A 16,001-nucleotide genomic window follows, 5' to 3' on the forward strand; every position below is an offset into this window, starting at 1 on the left:
GTCGTGGGGCTCAGCCCTCGGTGCCGCCGTCGTCGGTCGTCGGCACACGGTCGGTGCAGCGCGCGGTCGCGGGTTCGAGGCCCGACTGGATGCTCGTCGAGAGCTTCTCGACGACGGTGCGGAAGTCGATCTCCTCGCCGCGGCGGATGACCACTTCGACCGCAGGGTCGCGCCCGTAGGTGACCAGGCGCTGACGGTCCTCCTCCTGATCGAGGACGAGCCAGTCGACTCCGCCGATCGTCGTGCACACCTCGGTCGAGGGCGCCGGCACGTCGACGCCGCAGCGCAGCACGACCGTCGGCTCGCCCCAGGCTCCGGTGGCCTGCGCGTCGGTCCATACCCGATCGAGGTCGCCGACGGCGTCCGGCAGCAGCACGGAGACCTCGGCGCAAGCGGGATTGTTCGCGTCGGCGGCCGGCTCGAGGTGGATCGTGGTCGAGCACCCGGCGAGCCCGGCGGCGGCGATCAGCATGCCCGCGACGACGAGCAGACGGCGAGAGGAGGGCATGCATCCAGGCTACCTTTGACTCCATGCCCTCCCGACCCGCCTCCGACGACCCGCGCCTGGGAGACCTCTCCGAGGGCGACATCCTCCGTGCGATCCTCGCTCGCACCGTGCCCGCCTCCCACGCCGTCATCGGCCCCGGTGACGACGCGGCGGTCATCGCGGCACCGTCCGGCTCCGTCGTGGCGACCACCGACACGCTCGTGCACGGACCGGACTTCCGTCTCGCGTGGTCGAGCGGGTACGACCTCGGCTGGAAGGCCGCCGCGGTGAACCTGGCGGATGTCGCGGCGATGGGTGCGCGGCCGACTGCGCTGCTCGTGGCTCTCGCCGTGCCGCGCGATCTTCGCCTGTCGTTCGTCGAGCAGCTCGCCGACGGCTTCCGCGAGGCGTGCGGTGCGCTCGCCCCCGGCTGTGCCGTGGTCGGCGGCGATCTCACGGTGTCCGATGTCCTGACGGTAGCGGTCACGGCGCTCGGCGACCTCGAGGGCCGCTCGGCCGTCACCCGCGCGGGAGCACGTGCGGGCGATGCCGTGGCGATCGCCGGTGAACTCGGTGACGCCGCCCGGGGGCTGGCGGTGCTGTTCGGGCGATTCCGCGACGGGGAGACACCCGTGCCGGTGGATCCGACCCGACTCGGCTCCGGGGAGCGCTCCGCTCTCGTGGCGCAGTTGCGGCCGTCGCCGCCGATCGGTCTCGGTCCCGTCGCCGCGACCGCGGGCGCGACCGCCATGATGGACGTCTCCGACGGGCTCGCGCTCGATGCGCGGCGACTCGCCGCGGCGTCCGACGCGACGATCGCACTCGACGGTGCCGCGCTCGGCGATGACCCGGAGCGTGCTCTCGCCGGCGGTGAGGACCACGCGCTGCTCGCGACCTTCCCTTCCGGTGTGCTGCCGCCGGGATTCCGCCGGATCGGCGAGGTGCGGCCGCGCGCCGAGGACGACCTGCTGCTCGACGGTCGGCCGGTCGACGTGAGCGGCTGGGACCCCTACCGCGACTGGGACTCGGCGGCGGGCTGATCTTCGTCGGCGACCGCCGTGTCCGAGGTGTCGGTCGCCACGGGCGCCGCCCACCACAGGCGCGTGTCGCCGTAGGTCCTGTCGCGGAGGAGCTCGAGCCCCGCGGCGTCGAGGTCCGGCGGCGTCGATCGGCGCGCCCGCTCGATCACGACCGTGGCGTCCGGGCTGAGGAGCGGAGCGAGAGCGACGAGATCGGCGGTCATCGCGGCGTCGTCGAGGTCGTACGGCGGATCGGTGAAGACGAGGTCGAACGGTCCGCCTGCGCGCTGCAGGTACGCCTTCACCGTGCTCTGGTGCACGCGGGCCGAGGTGGGCGCACCGGCCCGCGCCACGGCCGCAGCGTTGCGCTTCACGATCGCGGCGGCGGCACGCCCGTGCTCGACCAGGTCGACGCCTGCGGCGCCACGACTGAGGGCTTCGAGTCCGAGAGCACCCGAACCGGCGTACAGGTCGAGCACCCGCGCGCCGGCGATCGCATCCGACGACTCCAGAGCCCCGAACAGCGACTCCCGCACGCGATCGCTCGTGGGTCTCGTCCCAGAGCCCGGGACCTCGAGTCGTGCTCCACGTGCGCTGCCGGCGATGATCCTCGTCACCCGTTCACGATACGACAGGCGCGGTGCGCGCCGTGTCGGCGCCGACTCCTAGACTCGGATCATGCCGCTCACGCTCGACACGTCACTGGCGGAGGCGCTCGGCGCCACCCCGGCGAAGTCGCTCGACCGTGCCTTCGGGATGACGACCGTGGGCGATCTGCTCTCGCACTACCCGCGTCGGTATGCCGATCCGGGCGAGCTCACGCCGATCCGCGAGCTCCCGATCGGCGAGACGGTCACGATCGTCGCCGAGGTGCTGTCGTCGAGCGCCCGCGCGATGCGCAACCGTCGCGGCGCCATGGCGGACGTGGTGATCGGCGACGGCATCGGCAAGATGTCCCTCACGTTCTTCGCGAAGAACCTCGCGGCGGCCAAGTGGCGCTCGGATGATCTCGCGGTCGGTCGCCGCGGCGTGTTCTCGGGCAAGGTCGGCGAGTTCAACGGCGTGACGCAGTTCGCCCATCCCGAGTACGAGCTGTTCGACGACGAAGACGCAGCACGGCGTCGTGCGGATGCCAGGGCGGCGGTGCTCATCCCGATCTACCCTGCGACGTCGAGCCTGCAGACGTGGCAGATCGCGCGATTCGTGGGCCGCGTGCTCGATGATCTCGCCGAGGTACCGGAGCCGTTGTCCGCCGACGTGCGCGCTCGCGAGGAGCTCCTGACGGCACGGGAGGCACTGGAACAGATCCATCGTCCCAAGACCCGCAACGACATCGACCCGGCCGTGCGGACTCTGCGCATGCACGAGGCGCTCACTCTGCAGACGGCGCTCCTGCAGCAGCGCGACGCCGTGCGCTCGCTGTCGGCCACCGCACGGCCCGCACGCCCCGGCGGGCTGCTCGAACGCTTCGACGCCGCGATGCCGTACACGCTCACGCCCGATCAGCAGACGGTCGGCGAGGCGGTGGCGGCCGATCTCGTGGGCTCGTGGCCCATGAACCGCCTGGTCCAGGGCGAGGTGGGTTCGGGTAAGACCCTCGTGGCGCTGCGCGCGATGCTGCAGGTCGCCGAGTCCGGTGGGCAGGCCGCGCTCATCGCGCCCACGGAGGTCCTCGCGGCGCAGCACCTCCGGTCGATCACCAAGATGCTCGGTCCGCAGCTCGCCCCGCTCGTGATGCCGACGCTGCTGACCGGGCAGCTCCCGGCGGCCGAACGACGCAAGGCCGCGCTCCGCGTCGCCTCCGGGCAGTCGCTCATCGTCGTCGGCACGCACGCGCTGCTGGGTGAGAAGACGACCTTCGCCGACCTGGGTCTCGTCGTCGTCGACGAGCAGCACCGGTTCGGCGTCGAGCAGCGTGAGGCGCTCAGGGCCAAGGGGTCGAGTCCGCATGCGCTGGTGCTCACCGCGACCCCGATCCCGCGCACGGTCGCGATGACCGTGTTCGGCGACCTCGACACGTCCGTCATCCGCACGATGCCGAAGGGGCGTGCGGGCATCGAATCGTTCGTCGCCCCGCTCGCCGAGCATCCGGGCTGGTTCAACCGGGTGTGGGAGCGTGCGGCGGAGGAGATCGCTCAGGGTCGACAGGTGTTCGCCGTCTGCGCGGCGATCGACACCGCGAAGAAGACCGCGGAGGCGGGGGAGACCCTGCTCCAGCCGGAGGGCGCATCAGGCCCGCGGTGGGGCGTGGTCCAGCTCGACGAGGCTCTCGCGACCCATCCCACGCTCGGCGGTCTTCGCCGCGCCGTGCTGCACGGCCGCATGCCCTCCGATGAGAAGGATGCCGTGATGCAGGCCTTCGCGCGGGGCGACATCGACCTGCTGCTCGCCACGACCGTGATCGAGGTGGGTGTCGACGTCCCCAACGCATCGACCATGATCGTGCTCGACGCCGACCGCTTCGGCGTGTCGCAGCTCCACCAGCTGCGCGGGCGCGTGGGACGAGGCGGCGTGCCGGGGCTGTGCCTGCTCGTGACGGAGTCGGAGGCCGGCTCGGTGGCACGCGAGCGCGTGGATGCCGTCGCGGCGACGCTCGACGGATTCCAGCTCGCCGAGGTCGACCTGGAGCTCCGCGGCGAGGGCGACGTGCTGGGCGCGGCGCAGGCGGGCGTGCGGTCGTCGCTCAAACTGCTGCGCGTGGCCAAGGACTCGAAGCTCATCATCCGGGCGCGTGAACTCGCCGAGAGCATCCTCGCCGACGATCCCGACCTCGCCGCGAACCAGGGACTGCGCTCGGCGATCACCCGCCGCGTGAGCGATGAGGATCGTGCGGCTCTCGCCAAGAACTGACCGCTCGCGCCGTCGATCGGCCATCGGAGCGGTGCTCTAGGCTGGGGGCATGAGCAGTCGGATCGCCGTCGTCCCGGGTTCGTTCGATCCGCCGACCCTGGGTCATCTCGACGTGATCCGTCGCGCGGCCACACTGTACGACGAGCTCCACGTGCTCGTCGTGCACAACCCGGGCAAGGAGGCGATGCTGCCGATCGCGCAGCGCATGTCGCTGCTCGAGCAGTCCATCGCGGAAGACGGCGTGGACGGCAACGTCATCGTCGGTTCCTGGAGCATGGGCCTTCTCGTCGACTACGCGCGTGATGTGGGCGCCGGCGTGCTGGTGAAGGGCATCCGCTCGCAGATCGATGTCGCGTACGAGTCGCCCATGGCGATCGTGAACCGGCATCTCGCCGACATCGAGACCGTCTTCCTGCTGCCCGATCCTGCCCACGCTCTGGTGTCGAGTTCTCTCGTGCGCCAGGTCGCCGGGCTGGGCGGCGACATCTCGCCGTTCGTCCCGCCGGCGGTGGCCTCGTTCCTCGACACGGGCGGCCGCGGCATCTGACGCATCCGCGGTCAGCCGGTGACCAGCCTCGCCCGTTCGGGAGCCGGTAGCATTGCGGGGTGCGTTCCCGACTCAACGGCCCCTTCGTCCTCCCCGTCCGCGACATCGTTCGCAAGCCGGGGGAGATGCGCGAGCATGCCTTCACGGTGACTCTGGCCGAGCCCTGGGGCGAAGGGATCGTGTCCTTCGCCGAGGGCTCCGCGCTGGATCTCGACGTGCGTCTCGAGTCGGTGCACGAGGGCATCCTCGTGTCCGGAACGGCCGATGCGGAGTACTCCGGCGTGTGCGGCAGGTGCCTCACCGACATCGCCCGGCCTGTCGAAGTCGAGTTCCAGGAGCTTTTCGCGTATCCTGGTGAGGAAGAAACTGACTTCGAGGTTCAAGACGACCACGTGGATCTTGAAACTCTGGTCAGGGATGCGGCGGTATTGTCGCTTCCCTTCCAGCCGGTGTGTCAGCCGGATTGCCTCGGGCTCGACCCGATCACAGGCGAGAGGCTGACCGAGAGCACCGGGTCGGAGCAGGCCGCTCCCATCGATCCGCGATGGAGTGCGCTCCAGAAGATCACAGACCAGGACGGTACGGCAGAGAGCCGGGCCGCCGAGAAAGAAGAGAGCTAGTCATGGCTGGTAACCCCCCGAAGCGCAAGGTCTCCCGTTCCAACACCCGCTCGCGCCGCGCGCAGTGGAAGGCCGAGGCTCCCGCGCTCGTCAAGACCGTCGAGAACGGCAAGGTCGTCTACAGCCGTCCGCACCAGGCCAAGGTCGTCACCGACTCGCAGGGCACCGAGCTGTTCCTCGAGTACAAGGGCCGCAAGGTCGCCGACGTCTGAGTCGCGACCCCTACGCTGTGACAGTGGTCCCCGAAGGGACGCGCGCACTTCCTGAGAAGCTCCGTGTCGAGATCGACGCGGAGCTTCTGGAGTTGGCGCTGACCCATCGTTCGTACGCCTACGAGCACGGCGGCATCCCGCACAACGAGAGGCTCGAGTTCCTCGGCGACTCCGTGCTGGGTCAGGCCGTCACGGTCATGCTGTTCACGACGCATCCCGATCTCGACGAGGGATCGCTGGCCAAGCGCCGTGCGAGCGTCGTCTCGACCGTCGCCCTCGCCGAAGTCGCGCGAGGCATCGGTCTCGGCGAGCACCTCCTGCTCGGCCGAGGTGAAGAGCAGACCGGCGGGCGCGACAAGGACTCGATCCTCGCCGACACGATGGAAGCCGTCATCGGCGCGACGTACCTGTCGGCCGGCCCCGATGCCGCGACCGAGCTCGTGCTGCGTCTCACCCAGCCGTTGCTCGCCGACCCTGAGCGCTACGGGGCCGCGATGGATCCGAAGACGAGTCTTCAGGAGCTGGCTGCACGGCTCGGATCGACGCCGCCCCAGTACTCGATCGAGGCGAGCGGTCCCGATCACGACCGTCGATTCACGGCCACCGTGGTGGTCGGCGATCTGTCGATGACGGGCCTCGGCAGCAGCAAGAAGACCGCCGAGATGGCGGCGGCGCTCAGCGCCTGGCGTCTGCTCGACGAGCGTGCCTGAGCTCCCCGAGGTCGAGGTCGTCCGCGCAGGACTCGCGCCGGCCGCGATCGGCGCCACCATCACGGCCGTCAGTGTCATCGACGAGCGCGCCCTCACACGTCATGCCGCAGGCGCCGCCGACTTCGTGGCGCGATTGGAAGGGCACCGCATCACGGCCGCCGATCGCCGGGGGAAGTTCCTGTGGCTCCCGCTCGACGGCGACGAGTCCGCGCTGATCGCGCACCTGGGCATGAGCGGCCAGATGTTGTTGCGCGCGCCCGACGCGGCGGCTGAACGCCACGAGCGCATCCGCATCCACCTCGACCATCCGACGCACGGCGACCTCGCGATCGTGTTCGCCGATCAGCGCACGTTCGGATCCCTCGCGGTCGACGAGATGCTCTTCGACGGCCCCACCCGCATCCCCTCCCAGGTCGTGCACATCGCCCGCGATCCGATCGATCCGTTGTTCGACGACGCCGCGTTCTTCGCGGCCCTTCGACGACGCAGCAGCGCGATCAAGCGCGTCCTGCTCGACCAGCAGGTGATCAGCGGCGTGGGCAACATCTACGCCGACGAGTCGCTGTGGGCCGCGCGCATCCATCCCGAGACCGCTGCGTCGTCGCTGTCGACGCAGGCCTCCCGCAGGCTCCTCGCCGAGGTCAGACTGGTGCTCGACAAGGCGCTGGCCGAGGGCGGCACGAGCTTCGATGCGCAGTACGTGAACGTGAACGGGCAGGCCGGATACTTCGCGCACTCTCTGAACGCCTACGGTCGCGGGGGAGAGCCGTGTCCGCGCTGCGGCGGTCCGATCCGCCGCGAGGCGTTCATGAACCGCTCGAGCCACTACTGCCCCCGGTGCCAGCGCCGCCGCTGAACCGGGCTCACGCCGCCTGGAACGACCGCGCGAGCAGCGGACGGGTGACCCGTGTGCTGACCCACACCACGCCGATCCCGGCAGCCACGACGACGGCGATCGTCACGAGCGACGCAGGCGCGGTGAGCAGCGCCATTCCCAGGAGCGGGAAGACCAGCACCGCCGCGCACAGGGCCGAGCCGATCGCCGTGATCAACAGCGGCGACATGATCGCGCGCCGACGCGCGGCGTCGACGGTCTCCAGCGGCATCCCGAGACGGTGGAGGCTGCGGTGCAACTCGGTCTCGTCCAGGATCGCCGCGGCCTGGTTCACCCCGACGGATGCGGCGACCATGAGGAACGAGCCGATCAGCGTGATCACCAGTCCGGTGCGGATGTCCGCCACGAGCGCGGCGTCCTGCGATGACATGCCGTCGCCGTTCATCGCCGACATCAACGACACACCGGTGCCCGCGAACACGGCCATGAAACTCGCCATCGCGATCCCGCTCACCTGACGCCACGACGCCTTCGGAGAGTCGAGCACGATGCGCGCGGCGAGGAGGCGATCCGCGGTGTCCGCTCTGCGCAGTCGACGCGAGGCGGAGACCTTGAGCACCCAGGGGCCCACGAGGTTCAGCACGGCCAGAGCCGCCCCGAACAACCCCGCCAGTACGACGATCGTGGTCGCGAGGCCCGCGATCTGCGGGAAGACCGAGATCAGCGCGTACGCGCCGACGATCACGGCGACCGCGATCACAGCGCGCACCCAATGCACGTTCGACGTCGACGTGCGCATGCGCACTCCGAGCGGCGAGACGACGACGCGTCGCAGCCCCAGCACCGCGCTCCCCACCGCGATCGCGAGGATGCCGGTCACGACGGCCACCATGGCGAGCGGTGGCAGCAGCACGGCGCCGATGCCGAGCGGCTCACCGCGGAACGGGATCATCCCGATCAACGGGCTCGACGCCAGGTACGCCGCCACTCCGGTGGCTGCCCCCGCCGCGGCGAGGAGGAAGGACTCCACGATCGTCGCGGTGCCGACCCCGGCCGGTGTCACGCCGAGCAGACGCAATGTGGACAGCCGTTCGTCGCGGCGGCGCGCAGACAGTCGGGCTGCCGCGCCACCGAGCCCGGCGAGCGGCACCACCAGCAGCACCAGCGCGATCGCAGCGAGCGCCTGATAGAGCCCCGCCATGTCGTCCGTCCACGTCCAGAACGACTGGGCGCCGCCGACGACCGTGAGCACCAGCGCCGTGACGATGCCGAAAGCGACGATCGGAAGGGCGACGACAGCGCTCTGCCCGGGCGAGGGGCGCAGGAGCAGGCGCAACACACGGGTGTTCATGCCGCCACCCCCGAGGAGACGACGAGACCGTCGCGCACCGACACGATCCGCGAGCACCGGGACGCCACCTCGGGGTCATGCGTCACGACGAGCAGGGTGCGCCCCTGGCCGACGGTCGACCACAGCAGGGCATCCATCACCTCCTGCGACGTTCGCGAGTCGAGGGCGCCCGTGGGTTCGTCGGCGAACACCAGCTCGGCTCCGGTGACCTGTGCGCGAGCGATCGCGACGCGCTGCGCCTGCCCGCCTGAGAGCTCGCCGATCCGACGATCCTCCATGCCCGCGAGACCGAGAGCCGCGAGCCATGACGCCGCACGCTGCACGGCATCCGCCTTCTTCACACCGGTGATCATCGATGCGAGCGCGACATTCTCGACGGCAGTGAGTTCGGGGATGAGCAGGCCCTGTTGGAAGACGAAGCCGAAGGACTCGCGGCGCATGCGCGATCGGGCCGACTCGCCCAGCGCCGAGACCTCGACAGGGTGCCCTGCCGGGGGCTGGAACGTGACGGTGCCCGCATCCGGCGTGACGATACCGGCGAGGATGTGCAGAAGAGTCGTCTTGCCCGAGCCCGACGCTCCCATGATCGCGACGGCCTCACCGCGGTGGATCGTGAGGTCCACCCCGGCGAGGGCGTGCGTGGTGCCATAGGACTTGTGGAGGGCTCGGGCTTCGAGGACGGAGGAGTTCATGTCTCCAGCCTCCCGAGGCCAGAGGGCTCGGCGCGTCGGTCGGTCGGATGATCGAGGGGATGTCGAGTACTCCGTGCGGATGATCCTCAGAGACGCTTCTGCCAGGCGCCGGCGTACGAGACCGGCACGAAGCCGATCGCCTCGTTGATGCTCAGCATCGGCCTGTTCTCCTCTGCGTTGAACGTCGAGACGACGGCCGATGACGGCATGAGCTCCCGCCAGCGCAGCAGGTTCGCGCACTTCACGATCATCCCGAGACGATGCCCGCGATGATGGCTCGCCACGAGTGTGCCGAACTGGTGCGTGACGCCGGTGCGGTCCGCACCGATCAAGAGCTCGTTGTACGCGACCAGCTCGCCCGTCGGCACGTGCTCGACCGCCACGACCGAGAAGGCCTGACCTGCGGCGGTGTTGCGCGCATCCCGGCGTACGACGCGTGCGGCATCCCACTCCTCGGCCACGAACTCCATGTCGCCGCTCGGCGCGTCCGTCGACAGTCGGGCGAGGATCGCGGCGTACCCGTCACGATGCTCCGGCGGCGTCGGAGCCATCCAGTGCACCGTGCGGTAGTCGCGCCCAGCAAAGGCCTCAGCATCGGCCAGCGCGGCGACGAGAGGAGCGGGGTCGGCGTGCAGGTCGAGTTCGCTGTTGCGCTCGACCTGCTCGCAGACGTAGCCGTGGCGCTCGAGCGCGTCCGAGAGTGCCGTGGCAGGGACCCGTCCCCACCCGGTGCGCGGCACGATCATCCGGTCGGTCTCGAGAGGCCGGTGCAGGCTCCACGTCTGCAGGAGGGTGCGCCCGTGATCCCGTGCCTCGGTCACCGCGGCATCGAGGAGCGCGTCCTCGACGCCGAGCCCGGCGCACGCATCGGGCACGAGCACGTCGATCTCCGCCGCGTGGGCGTCGGCCTCCTGCGCGTAGTCGATCGTGATCATCCCGACGATGTCGTCGCCGATGCGCGCCACGAGTCCCGTGCTGAGCGTGTCGGTGCTGTCGTGCCAGGCCGGGAGCATCTGCTCCACGTCAGGCGCGAGGTCGGGCAGCCCGACCGCTTCATCGCACACGAGTCGGTTGAGATCGCCGTACGCGCGGAACTCGCCCGCATCCTCGTCGGAGAGCGAGGTCGGCAGGTGCAGCGGCGCGATCGTGATCGCTGTCGTGCTCATTCGAGATCCTTCCTCCAGGCACCTTCGTAGCCGATGGCGCGAAAGCCCAGAGCTTCGTTGATGGAGAGCATGGGCCGGTTCTCCTCGGCGTTGTAGGTGATGATCGATGGCGATTCGGGCGCGATGTCCGACCAGCGGAGCAGTGCAGCGCATTTGAGCAGCTGGCCGAGTCTGTGCCCGCGATGCTCGCGCAGCACGAGGGTGTCGTGCTGATGCGTCGTCGACGTGAGATCGGGGCCGATCCCGAGTTCGGTGAAGCCGGCGAGCTCCCCGGTGTCGACGTGCTGTGCGGCCGTGACGAGAACCCGCTGCCGCATCTCGGCGGTCCGCTGTTCGCTGCGGACGAGCCGGTCGGCGTCCCAGGTCTCCTCATCCGCGTCGAGTCCGGCTGACGGTGCGTCGGTGGACATCCGCGACTTCAGCCACGCGAAGCCGTCGATGTGCTCTGCCGGCGTCGGGACCTCCCACCGGAGAACTCGGTACCCGCGGGCGGCCTCGCCGGCCTCGGCGAGGAGCTCGCGAGCCCTCGATTCGGCAGTCGCGGTGCGCGGCAGCTCGCTGATGCGGTAGACCTGCTCGAGCGAGAAGCCGTGCCCGGTCAGGAAGCGGGCGACGTGGTCATCCGGGACGCTTCCGATTCCGGTGCGCGCGTCGAGGCGGGCTCCGTCGCTGTGCTGCTGCTCCGTCCAGTTCTGGATCACGGTGCGGCCGTGCGTGCGCGCGAACGCCTCGACGTGGGGGAGGATCGCGGATCCGATTCCTCGCCCCCAGACATGCGGGCGCAGCTCGATCGCGGCGATCGCGACGCGTGACCCCTCCTCGTGAGGGATGTCGACCACGGCACGTCCGACGGTCTCGTCGCCGACGCGCACCGCCCACACGAGCGTGGTGCGTTCCTCACGGGAGCGCAGGAGAGGCAGCAGAGCCTCGGGCTCCAGGTCCTGCTCGTCACGACCCGTGATCTCGCGATACACGAGGTTGCGGACGCGGGAGAGTTCACGGAACTCGCCCGCGTCCGCGGCATCCGCCCGTGCGGGGAGCACGAGCGGATGCAGCGTCGCCTCATCGGTGACTCTGATGCTCATTGTGCGCTCCGATCAGCGCAGCTGACGCTGCAGGTCGAAGGCGAGCATGGCGTTGATCTCTGCAGCCGAGCGGACTCGTCTGTCGAGAGGGAACGGATCTGCGACCGATGCCGCCGATCGGCGGATCCGACGCGGACGTTGCGCCCGCTGGAGCAGCCAGAGGCCGATCCGGAGCGAGAGACGATCGGCGAGCGCGAGGCGCTGCAGCTCGTCGTGGTCGGGGATCTGCAGGACCAGGTGGTCCTCGGTATCCGGCGGGTGGATGGTGCTGCGGTACAGCGTGGTGTTCACGATGGTGTCCTTCGTAGAAGAGTTGGTGGTGAGATCGCGTCGATGAGGGTGAGCGATGTCGTCGCTCACCGCGGCCGACGGCGCGAGAGGAGAGATCGGACCGGAGCCGTGGGTGACACGGATGCCGGTGCGGCAGGTCCGTGATCCGATGGCGGATCAGAGGGTGGTGGCGCGAAGACGCGCTGAGGCTGTGGCCCGATGACGGGCGGAGTCCTCCGGCTGCTGCTCTGCGGAAGAGTGCGGCGACGGTGCGGCCGCGTGCTGTTCTACGACAGAGCGCTGTGACGGACGCCGGCGGTTACCGAGTGCGCGAGGCGCGGCGCGAACGGCGCGGCGAGGCCTGTGGCCTGTGCGTTCATGAGAGTGATCATCGGTAACCTCCTTTCGTGTGGCGATCCGGAGGTTCACGGTAGCGACAACTCACAGCGGACGTCAAGCATCCCGGGCGTGTCCGGCGTGTCGCATGGGTGTCGGGTTGCTCTCCGCGCCGCGCGGGATGCCGGTGCTGGCGCGGGATTCCGGTAGCGTGAGGGCGTGATCCACCCGGGAAGCGCGGTACGCGCATGCATCTGAAGAGCCTGACCCTCAAGGGGTTCAAGTCCTTCGCGCAGCCGACGAGCTTCGTCTTCGAACCGGGGGTCACGTGCATCGTCGGCCCGAACGGATCGGGCAAGTCCAACGTCGTCGACGCTCTCGCGTGGGTCATGGGGGAGCAGGGCGCGAAGACGCTCCGCGGCGGCAAGATGGAGGACGTCATCTTCGCGGGCACCTCCACTCGCGGCCCGCTCGGTCGCGCGGAGGTGCAGCTGACGATCGACAACAGCGACGGCGCCCTGCCGATCGAGTACGCCGAGGTCACGATCAGCCGCACCCTGTTCCGCAACGGGTCGAGCGAGTACGCGATCAACGGCGAGAACTGCCGCCTCCTCGACGTGCAGGAGCTGCTGAGCGACTCGGGCCTCGGCCGCGAGATGCACGTGATCGTGGGCCAGGGTCGCCTCGACACCGTGCTGCAGGCGTCACCTGAAGACCGCCGCGGTTTCATCGAGGAGGCCGCCGGCATCCTCAAGCACCGTCGTCGCAAGGAGAAGACCCTCCGCAAGCTCGATGCCATGGAGACCAACCTCACGCGCCTGAGCGACCTGGCGGGGGAGATCCGCCGGCAGCTCAAGCCGCTCGGCCGGCAGGCGGAGATCGCGCGCGAGGCGCAGACCATCGCCGCCGTCGTACGTGACGCCAAGGCGCGGATCTTCGCCGACGACGTGGTCGCGCTGCGCACGGCGCTGGCCGATCACACCCGCACCGAGCACGAGCGTCACACCGAGCGACTGGTGCTCTCGGATCAGGCCGAGGGCGTACGGGCGAGCATCACGCGCCTCGAGCAGGACCAGAACTCCGTCGCGGTCGACAAGGCGCGCGGTGTCGCCTTCGGACTCGAACAGGTGCAGGAGCGCATGCGCGGTCTGTACACGCTCGCGAACCAGCGCCTCGCGCTCCTCGGTTCCGAGGAGGACGACGCCGCTGTCACCGCGGTCACGGTCACGCAGGCCACCATCGACGAGGCGAAGGACGAGATCACCGACATCTCCGCCGGGCTCGGCGACGCGCAGGATGCTGCGGCATCGGCGAGCCGTGAGGTGATCGCCGCGCGCGCCGAGCTCGACACGCTCGATGTCGACATCGCCGAGCAGAGCGCGCTCGTGTCGGAGTACGACATGCGTCTCACCTCGCTGCGCGGCGCCGCCGATGCAGCGGCATCCGCCCTCGCAGCGGTGCGTGGAGCAGTGCTTCGTCAGGAAAACGCGCTGGAGGCCGCGCACACACGACGCCGCGAAGCGGCCGAGGCGCTCGAGTCGATCGACGGGGCCGAGGCGCCGGAAGGCACCGCGGCCGAGCACTCCGCGGCGTATGAGAGCGCGCAGCGCGCGGCGACCGCCGCCGAAGCCGAGCGTGAGACTCTGCGCGAACGCCTGCACACGGCCGAGCGCGAGGTCGATGCGCTCACGGCCAAGGCTGCGGCGCTCGGGAGTGCGCTGTCGCTGTCGGGCGGGGCCGCGGAGATCGTCAAGGCCGGGGGCGCCGGCATCCGAGGCCTTGTGGGTGACTCCGTGCAGGTGCGCGCCGGGTTCGAGGCGGCCATCGCCGCGGTGCTCGGCCCGCTCGCGGAGGGTGTGCTCGTGGACGCCTCCGCGGATGCGTTCGCCCTCGCTGCCGCAGCCTCCGAGCAGCGCCGAGGCGTGGTCGATTTCGTGGTCGCCGATGCGCGGCGCCCCGACGTCGCAGACCTCCCGGTGATCGCCGGGGTCACGCCCGCCGTCGACACCGTGACCGCGCCCGACGGTGTGCTCGGCATCCTGTCGCACGTGCTGATCGCTGACGACCTCGCTGCTGCGCGGACCGCGCGACAGGCGCTCGATCTCACCGGCGACACCGCGATCACGATCGTCACGACCACCGGAGACGTGGTCACCGCACGGACACTGCGCACGGGATCGGGCGGGGAGCGTTCACGCCTCGAGCTCGCCGCCGAGCGTGACGCCGCCACCGACCGCCTCGCCGAGGTGCAGGTCATCGTCGACTCCCTGCGGGAGGCTCGTGTCGACGCCGACGACGCGGTCGAGACCACTCGTCGGCAGGCGAAGGAGACGCTGCGTGCGCTCCGCGAGCATGACGCGGCTCTCGCCAGTCACGCCGAACAGGTCAACCGCATCACGGTGACGCACGAGTCGGCCGTCGCCGAGTGCGAACGCTTGGAGGCGGGTCTGGCGCAGGCGCAGACAGCCGTCGAAGACGCGGAGAAGTCCGCGGAGGCCGCGACCTCGACGCTCGACGAGGCCGTGTCGGCGCCGCGACCCGTGCTAGATGCGTCGGCGCGAGACGGTCTGCTCGAAGCGCTGGAGCTCGCCCGCGAGGGCGAGGTCAGGGCACGTCTCGAGATCGAGACGCTGCGCGAGCGCGTGCGAGCGGCGCAGGCCCGGGTCGCCGGTCTCGAACGACAGCGTGAGCAGGAGCGCGACGCCGCGGCCGAGGCTGCTCGCCGAGCGGTGATCCGTCGTGCGCAGCGGGAGGCGGCATCCGGAGTCGCGGACGAGCTGCCCCGCATCCTCGACTCGCTGGATCGCTCGGTCACCGAAGCTCGTCTCGCGCTGGCCGAGGCGGAGTCCGCTCGGTCCGCGCAGAACGAGGAGCTCACTGCGCTGCGGGCGCAGGAGTCCTCGCTGCGCGAGAGGCTCGCTGGGCTCACGGAGAGCGTGCACGGACTCGAGCTGCAGATCCACGAGAAGAAGCTCCACCTGAACAGCCTGCTCGAACGCGTGGCGTCGGAACTCGCTCTCGACGAAGATATTCTCGTTGCGGAATATGGTCCCGATCAGCTCGTTCCCAAGGACCCGGGAGTTGAGCCGGCTGACGGCGAGCTCCTCGATGACACGGCGATCCCCTTCGATCGTCGCATCCAGCAGCGACGCCTCGCCGAGGCGGAGCGCAAGCTCACGCAGCTCGGAAGGGTCAATCCGCTGGCGCTCGAGGAGTTCGCAGCGCTCGAGCAGCGTCACGCATTCCTGACCGAGCAGCTCGCCGATCTCACTCAGACGCGGCAGGACCTCCTGACGATCATCGGCGATCTCGACGAGCGCATGCAGACGATCTTCGCGAGCGCCTTCGAAGACACGAAGGCGGCGTTCGGCGAAGTGTTCCCTCTGCTGTTCCCCGGAGGCTCGGGCAGCATCTCGCTCACCGACCCCGACAACATGCTCACGACCGGCATCGAGGTCGCCGTGCGACCCGTCGGCAAGAAGATCGAGAGGCTCTCGCTCCTCTCGGGCGGCGAGCGATCGCTCGCGGCCGTGGCGCTGCTCGTCGCGATCTTCAAGGCGCGGCCGAGTCCGTTCTACATCCTCGACGAGGTGGAGGCGGCGCTCGACGACGCGAACCTGGGACGCCTGCTGACGGTGTTCGAGCAGCTGCGCGAGAGCTCGCAGCTCCTCGTGATCACTCACCAGAAGCGCACCATGGAGATCGCGGACGCCCTGTACGGCGTGTCGATGCGCCAGGACGGCGTCTCGGCCGTCGTGGGCCAGCGCGTGGGCGACCGCGCGGCAGCCGCGGTCTGACGCCTCGACCCGACGGTCCGGCGG

General features: G+C 70.1%; 15 protein-coding genes. 8 read left to right on the forward strand and 7 right to left on the reverse strand.

Features of this window, described 5'->3' with window-relative positions; genetic code table 11:
- Positions 1-10 precede the first annotated feature (10 nt).
- Positions 11-508 carry a DUF3515 family protein gene (locus ACIPYT_RS11885; protein WP_401074116.1) on the reverse strand — a complete coding sequence of 166 codons (498 nt, stop codon included), beginning with the start codon at positions 506-508 and terminating at the stop codon, positions 11-13.
- Positions 509-531: 23 nt separating this feature from the next.
- Here ACIPYT_RS11885 and thiL point away from each other — a divergent pair, with 23 nt between their 5' ends.
- On the forward strand, positions 532-1,527 hold the full coding sequence (gene thiL / locus ACIPYT_RS11890; RefSeq protein WP_401074119.1) for a thiamine-phosphate kinase: 996 nt from the start codon (positions 532-534) through the stop codon (positions 1,525-1,527).
- Here the strand turns inward: thiL and rsmD are convergent.
- Positions 1,497-2,123, reverse strand: coding sequence for a 16S rRNA (guanine(966)-N(2))-methyltransferase RsmD (gene rsmD / locus ACIPYT_RS11895; protein WP_401074122.1), 627 nt, complete (start codon positions 2,121-2,123; stop codon positions 1,497-1,499). The two genes, thiL and rsmD, sit on opposite strands and share 31 nt — an antisense overlap.
- A gap of 61 nt (positions 2,124-2,184) precedes the next feature.
- On the opposite strand from rsmD, the gene ACIPYT_RS11900 reads away from it, so the two are divergent.
- The 6 genes from ACIPYT_RS11900 to mutM all read left to right on the forward strand — a co-directional run bounded on the left by ACIPYT_RS11900 (position 2,185) and on the right by mutM (position 7,301).
- The gene (locus ACIPYT_RS11900; protein WP_401074124.1) at positions 2,185-4,356 is read left to right on the forward strand and encodes an ATP-dependent DNA helicase RecG; all 2,172 of its coding nucleotides are present in this window, start codon (positions 2,185-2,187) and stop codon (positions 4,354-4,356) included.
- 49 nt (positions 4,357-4,405) lie between these two features.
- Positions 4,406-4,903, forward strand: a complete 498-nt coding sequence (gene coaD / locus ACIPYT_RS11905; protein ID WP_401074126.1) for a pantetheine-phosphate adenylyltransferase — start codon at positions 4,406-4,408, stop codon at positions 4,901-4,903.
- A gap of 125 nt (positions 4,904-5,028) precedes the next feature.
- Entirely contained in the window at positions 5,029-5,523 is a 495-nt protein-coding gene (locus tag ACIPYT_RS11910) for a YceD family protein (RefSeq protein WP_401074834.1), read from the forward strand.
- Between the two features lie 2 nt (positions 5,524-5,525).
- Positions 5,526-5,735, forward strand: coding sequence for a 50S ribosomal protein L32 (rpmF, locus tag ACIPYT_RS11915; protein WP_050721097.1), 210 nt, complete (start codon positions 5,526-5,528; stop codon positions 5,733-5,735).
- Between the two features lie 23 nt (positions 5,736-5,758).
- Complete coding sequence (rnc, locus tag ACIPYT_RS11920; RefSeq protein ID WP_401074128.1) at positions 5,759-6,445, forward strand: ribonuclease III; 687 nt, start codon at positions 5,759-5,761, stop codon at positions 6,443-6,445.
- Positions 6,438-7,301, forward strand: coding sequence for a bifunctional DNA-formamidopyrimidine glycosylase/DNA-(apurinic or apyrimidinic site) lyase (gene mutM / locus ACIPYT_RS11925; protein ID WP_401074132.1), 864 nt, complete (start codon positions 6,438-6,440; stop codon positions 7,299-7,301). Before rnc ends, mutM begins: the two co-directional genes overlap by 8 nt.
- A gap of 7 nt (positions 7,302-7,308) precedes the next feature.
- Here the strand turns inward: mutM and ACIPYT_RS11930 are convergent, their stop codons facing one another.
- The 5 genes from ACIPYT_RS11930 to ACIPYT_RS11950 all read right to left on the reverse strand — a co-directional run bounded on the left by ACIPYT_RS11930 (position 7,309) and on the right by ACIPYT_RS11950 (position 11,865).
- Positions 7,309-8,631 carry a permease gene (locus tag ACIPYT_RS11930; RefSeq protein ID WP_401074135.1) on the reverse strand — a complete coding sequence of 441 codons (1,323 nt, stop codon included), beginning with the start codon at positions 8,629-8,631 and terminating at the stop codon, positions 7,309-7,311.
- Positions 8,628-9,323 carry an ABC transporter ATP-binding protein gene (locus ACIPYT_RS11935; RefSeq protein WP_401074137.1) on the reverse strand — a complete coding sequence of 232 codons (696 nt, stop codon included), beginning with the start codon at positions 9,321-9,323 and terminating at the stop codon, positions 8,628-8,630. Before ACIPYT_RS11935 ends, ACIPYT_RS11930 begins: the two co-directional genes overlap by 4 nt.
- Before the next feature lie 86 nt (positions 9,324-9,409).
- Positions 9,410-10,489, reverse strand: coding sequence for a GNAT family N-acetyltransferase (locus ACIPYT_RS11940; protein WP_401074140.1), 1,080 nt, complete (start codon positions 10,487-10,489; stop codon positions 9,410-9,412).
- On the reverse strand, positions 10,486-11,574 hold the full coding sequence (locus tag ACIPYT_RS11945; RefSeq protein WP_401074143.1) for a GNAT family N-acetyltransferase: 1,089 nt from the start codon (positions 11,572-11,574) through the stop codon (positions 10,486-10,488). The genes ACIPYT_RS11940 and ACIPYT_RS11945 overlap by 4 nt, the downstream gene beginning before the upstream one ends.
- Before the next feature lie 12 nt (positions 11,575-11,586).
- Positions 11,587-11,865 carry a hypothetical protein gene (locus ACIPYT_RS11950; protein ID WP_401074146.1) on the reverse strand — a complete coding sequence of 93 codons (279 nt, stop codon included), beginning with the start codon at positions 11,863-11,865 and terminating at the stop codon, positions 11,587-11,589.
- A 563-nt stretch (positions 11,866-12,428) separates the two neighbouring features.
- Between ACIPYT_RS11950 and smc the strand changes: the two genes are divergently transcribed.
- Positions 12,429-15,977 carry a chromosome segregation protein SMC gene (gene smc / locus ACIPYT_RS11955; RefSeq protein ID WP_401074148.1) on the forward strand — a complete coding sequence of 1,183 codons (3,549 nt, stop codon included), beginning with the start codon at positions 12,429-12,431 and terminating at the stop codon, positions 15,975-15,977.
- Positions 15,978-16,001: the final 24 nt, after the last annotated feature.

The sequence above is a fragment of the Microbacterium sp. NPDC089695 genome (assembly GCF_044749085.1).
GTDB lineage: Bacteria > Actinomycetota > Actinomycetes > Actinomycetales > Microbacteriaceae > Microbacterium.

Coding starts and splice junctions, on each gene's coding strand:
- ACIPYT_RS11930 (WP_401074135.1), bottom strand. CDS start 8,631: ATGAACACCCGTGTGTTGCGCCTGCTCCTGCGCCCCTCGCCCGGGCAG.
- rpmF (WP_050721097.1), top strand. CDS start 5,526: ATGGCTGGTAACCCCCCGAAGCGCAAGGTCTCCCGTTCCAACACCCGC.
- thiL (WP_401074119.1), top strand. CDS start 532: ATGCCCTCCCGACCCGCCTCCGACGACCCGCGCCTGGGAGACCTCTCC.
- ACIPYT_RS11940 (WP_401074140.1), bottom strand. CDS start 10,489: ATGAGCACGACAGCGATCACGATCGCGCCGCTGCACCTGCCGACCTCG.
- ACIPYT_RS11945 (WP_401074143.1), bottom strand. CDS start 11,574: ATGAGCATCAGAGTCACCGATGAGGCGACGCTGCATCCGCTCGTGCTC.
- ACIPYT_RS11935 (WP_401074137.1), bottom strand. CDS start 9,323: ATGAACTCCTCCGTCCTCGAAGCCCGAGCCCTCCACAAGTCCTATGGC.
- coaD (WP_401074126.1), top strand. CDS start 4,406: ATGAGCAGTCGGATCGCCGTCGTCCCGGGTTCGTTCGATCCGCCGACC.
- ACIPYT_RS11885 (WP_401074116.1), bottom strand. CDS start 508: ATGCCCTCCTCTCGCCGTCTGCTCGTCGTCGCGGGCATGCTGATCGCC.
- ACIPYT_RS11900 (WP_401074124.1), top strand. CDS start 2,185: ATGCCGCTCACGCTCGACACGTCACTGGCGGAGGCGCTCGGCGCCACC.
- smc (WP_401074148.1), top strand. CDS start 12,429: ATGCATCTGAAGAGCCTGACCCTCAAGGGGTTCAAGTCCTTCGCGCAG.
- ACIPYT_RS11910 (WP_401074834.1), top strand. CDS start 5,029: ATGCGCGAGCATGCCTTCACGGTGACTCTGGCCGAGCCCTGGGGCGAA.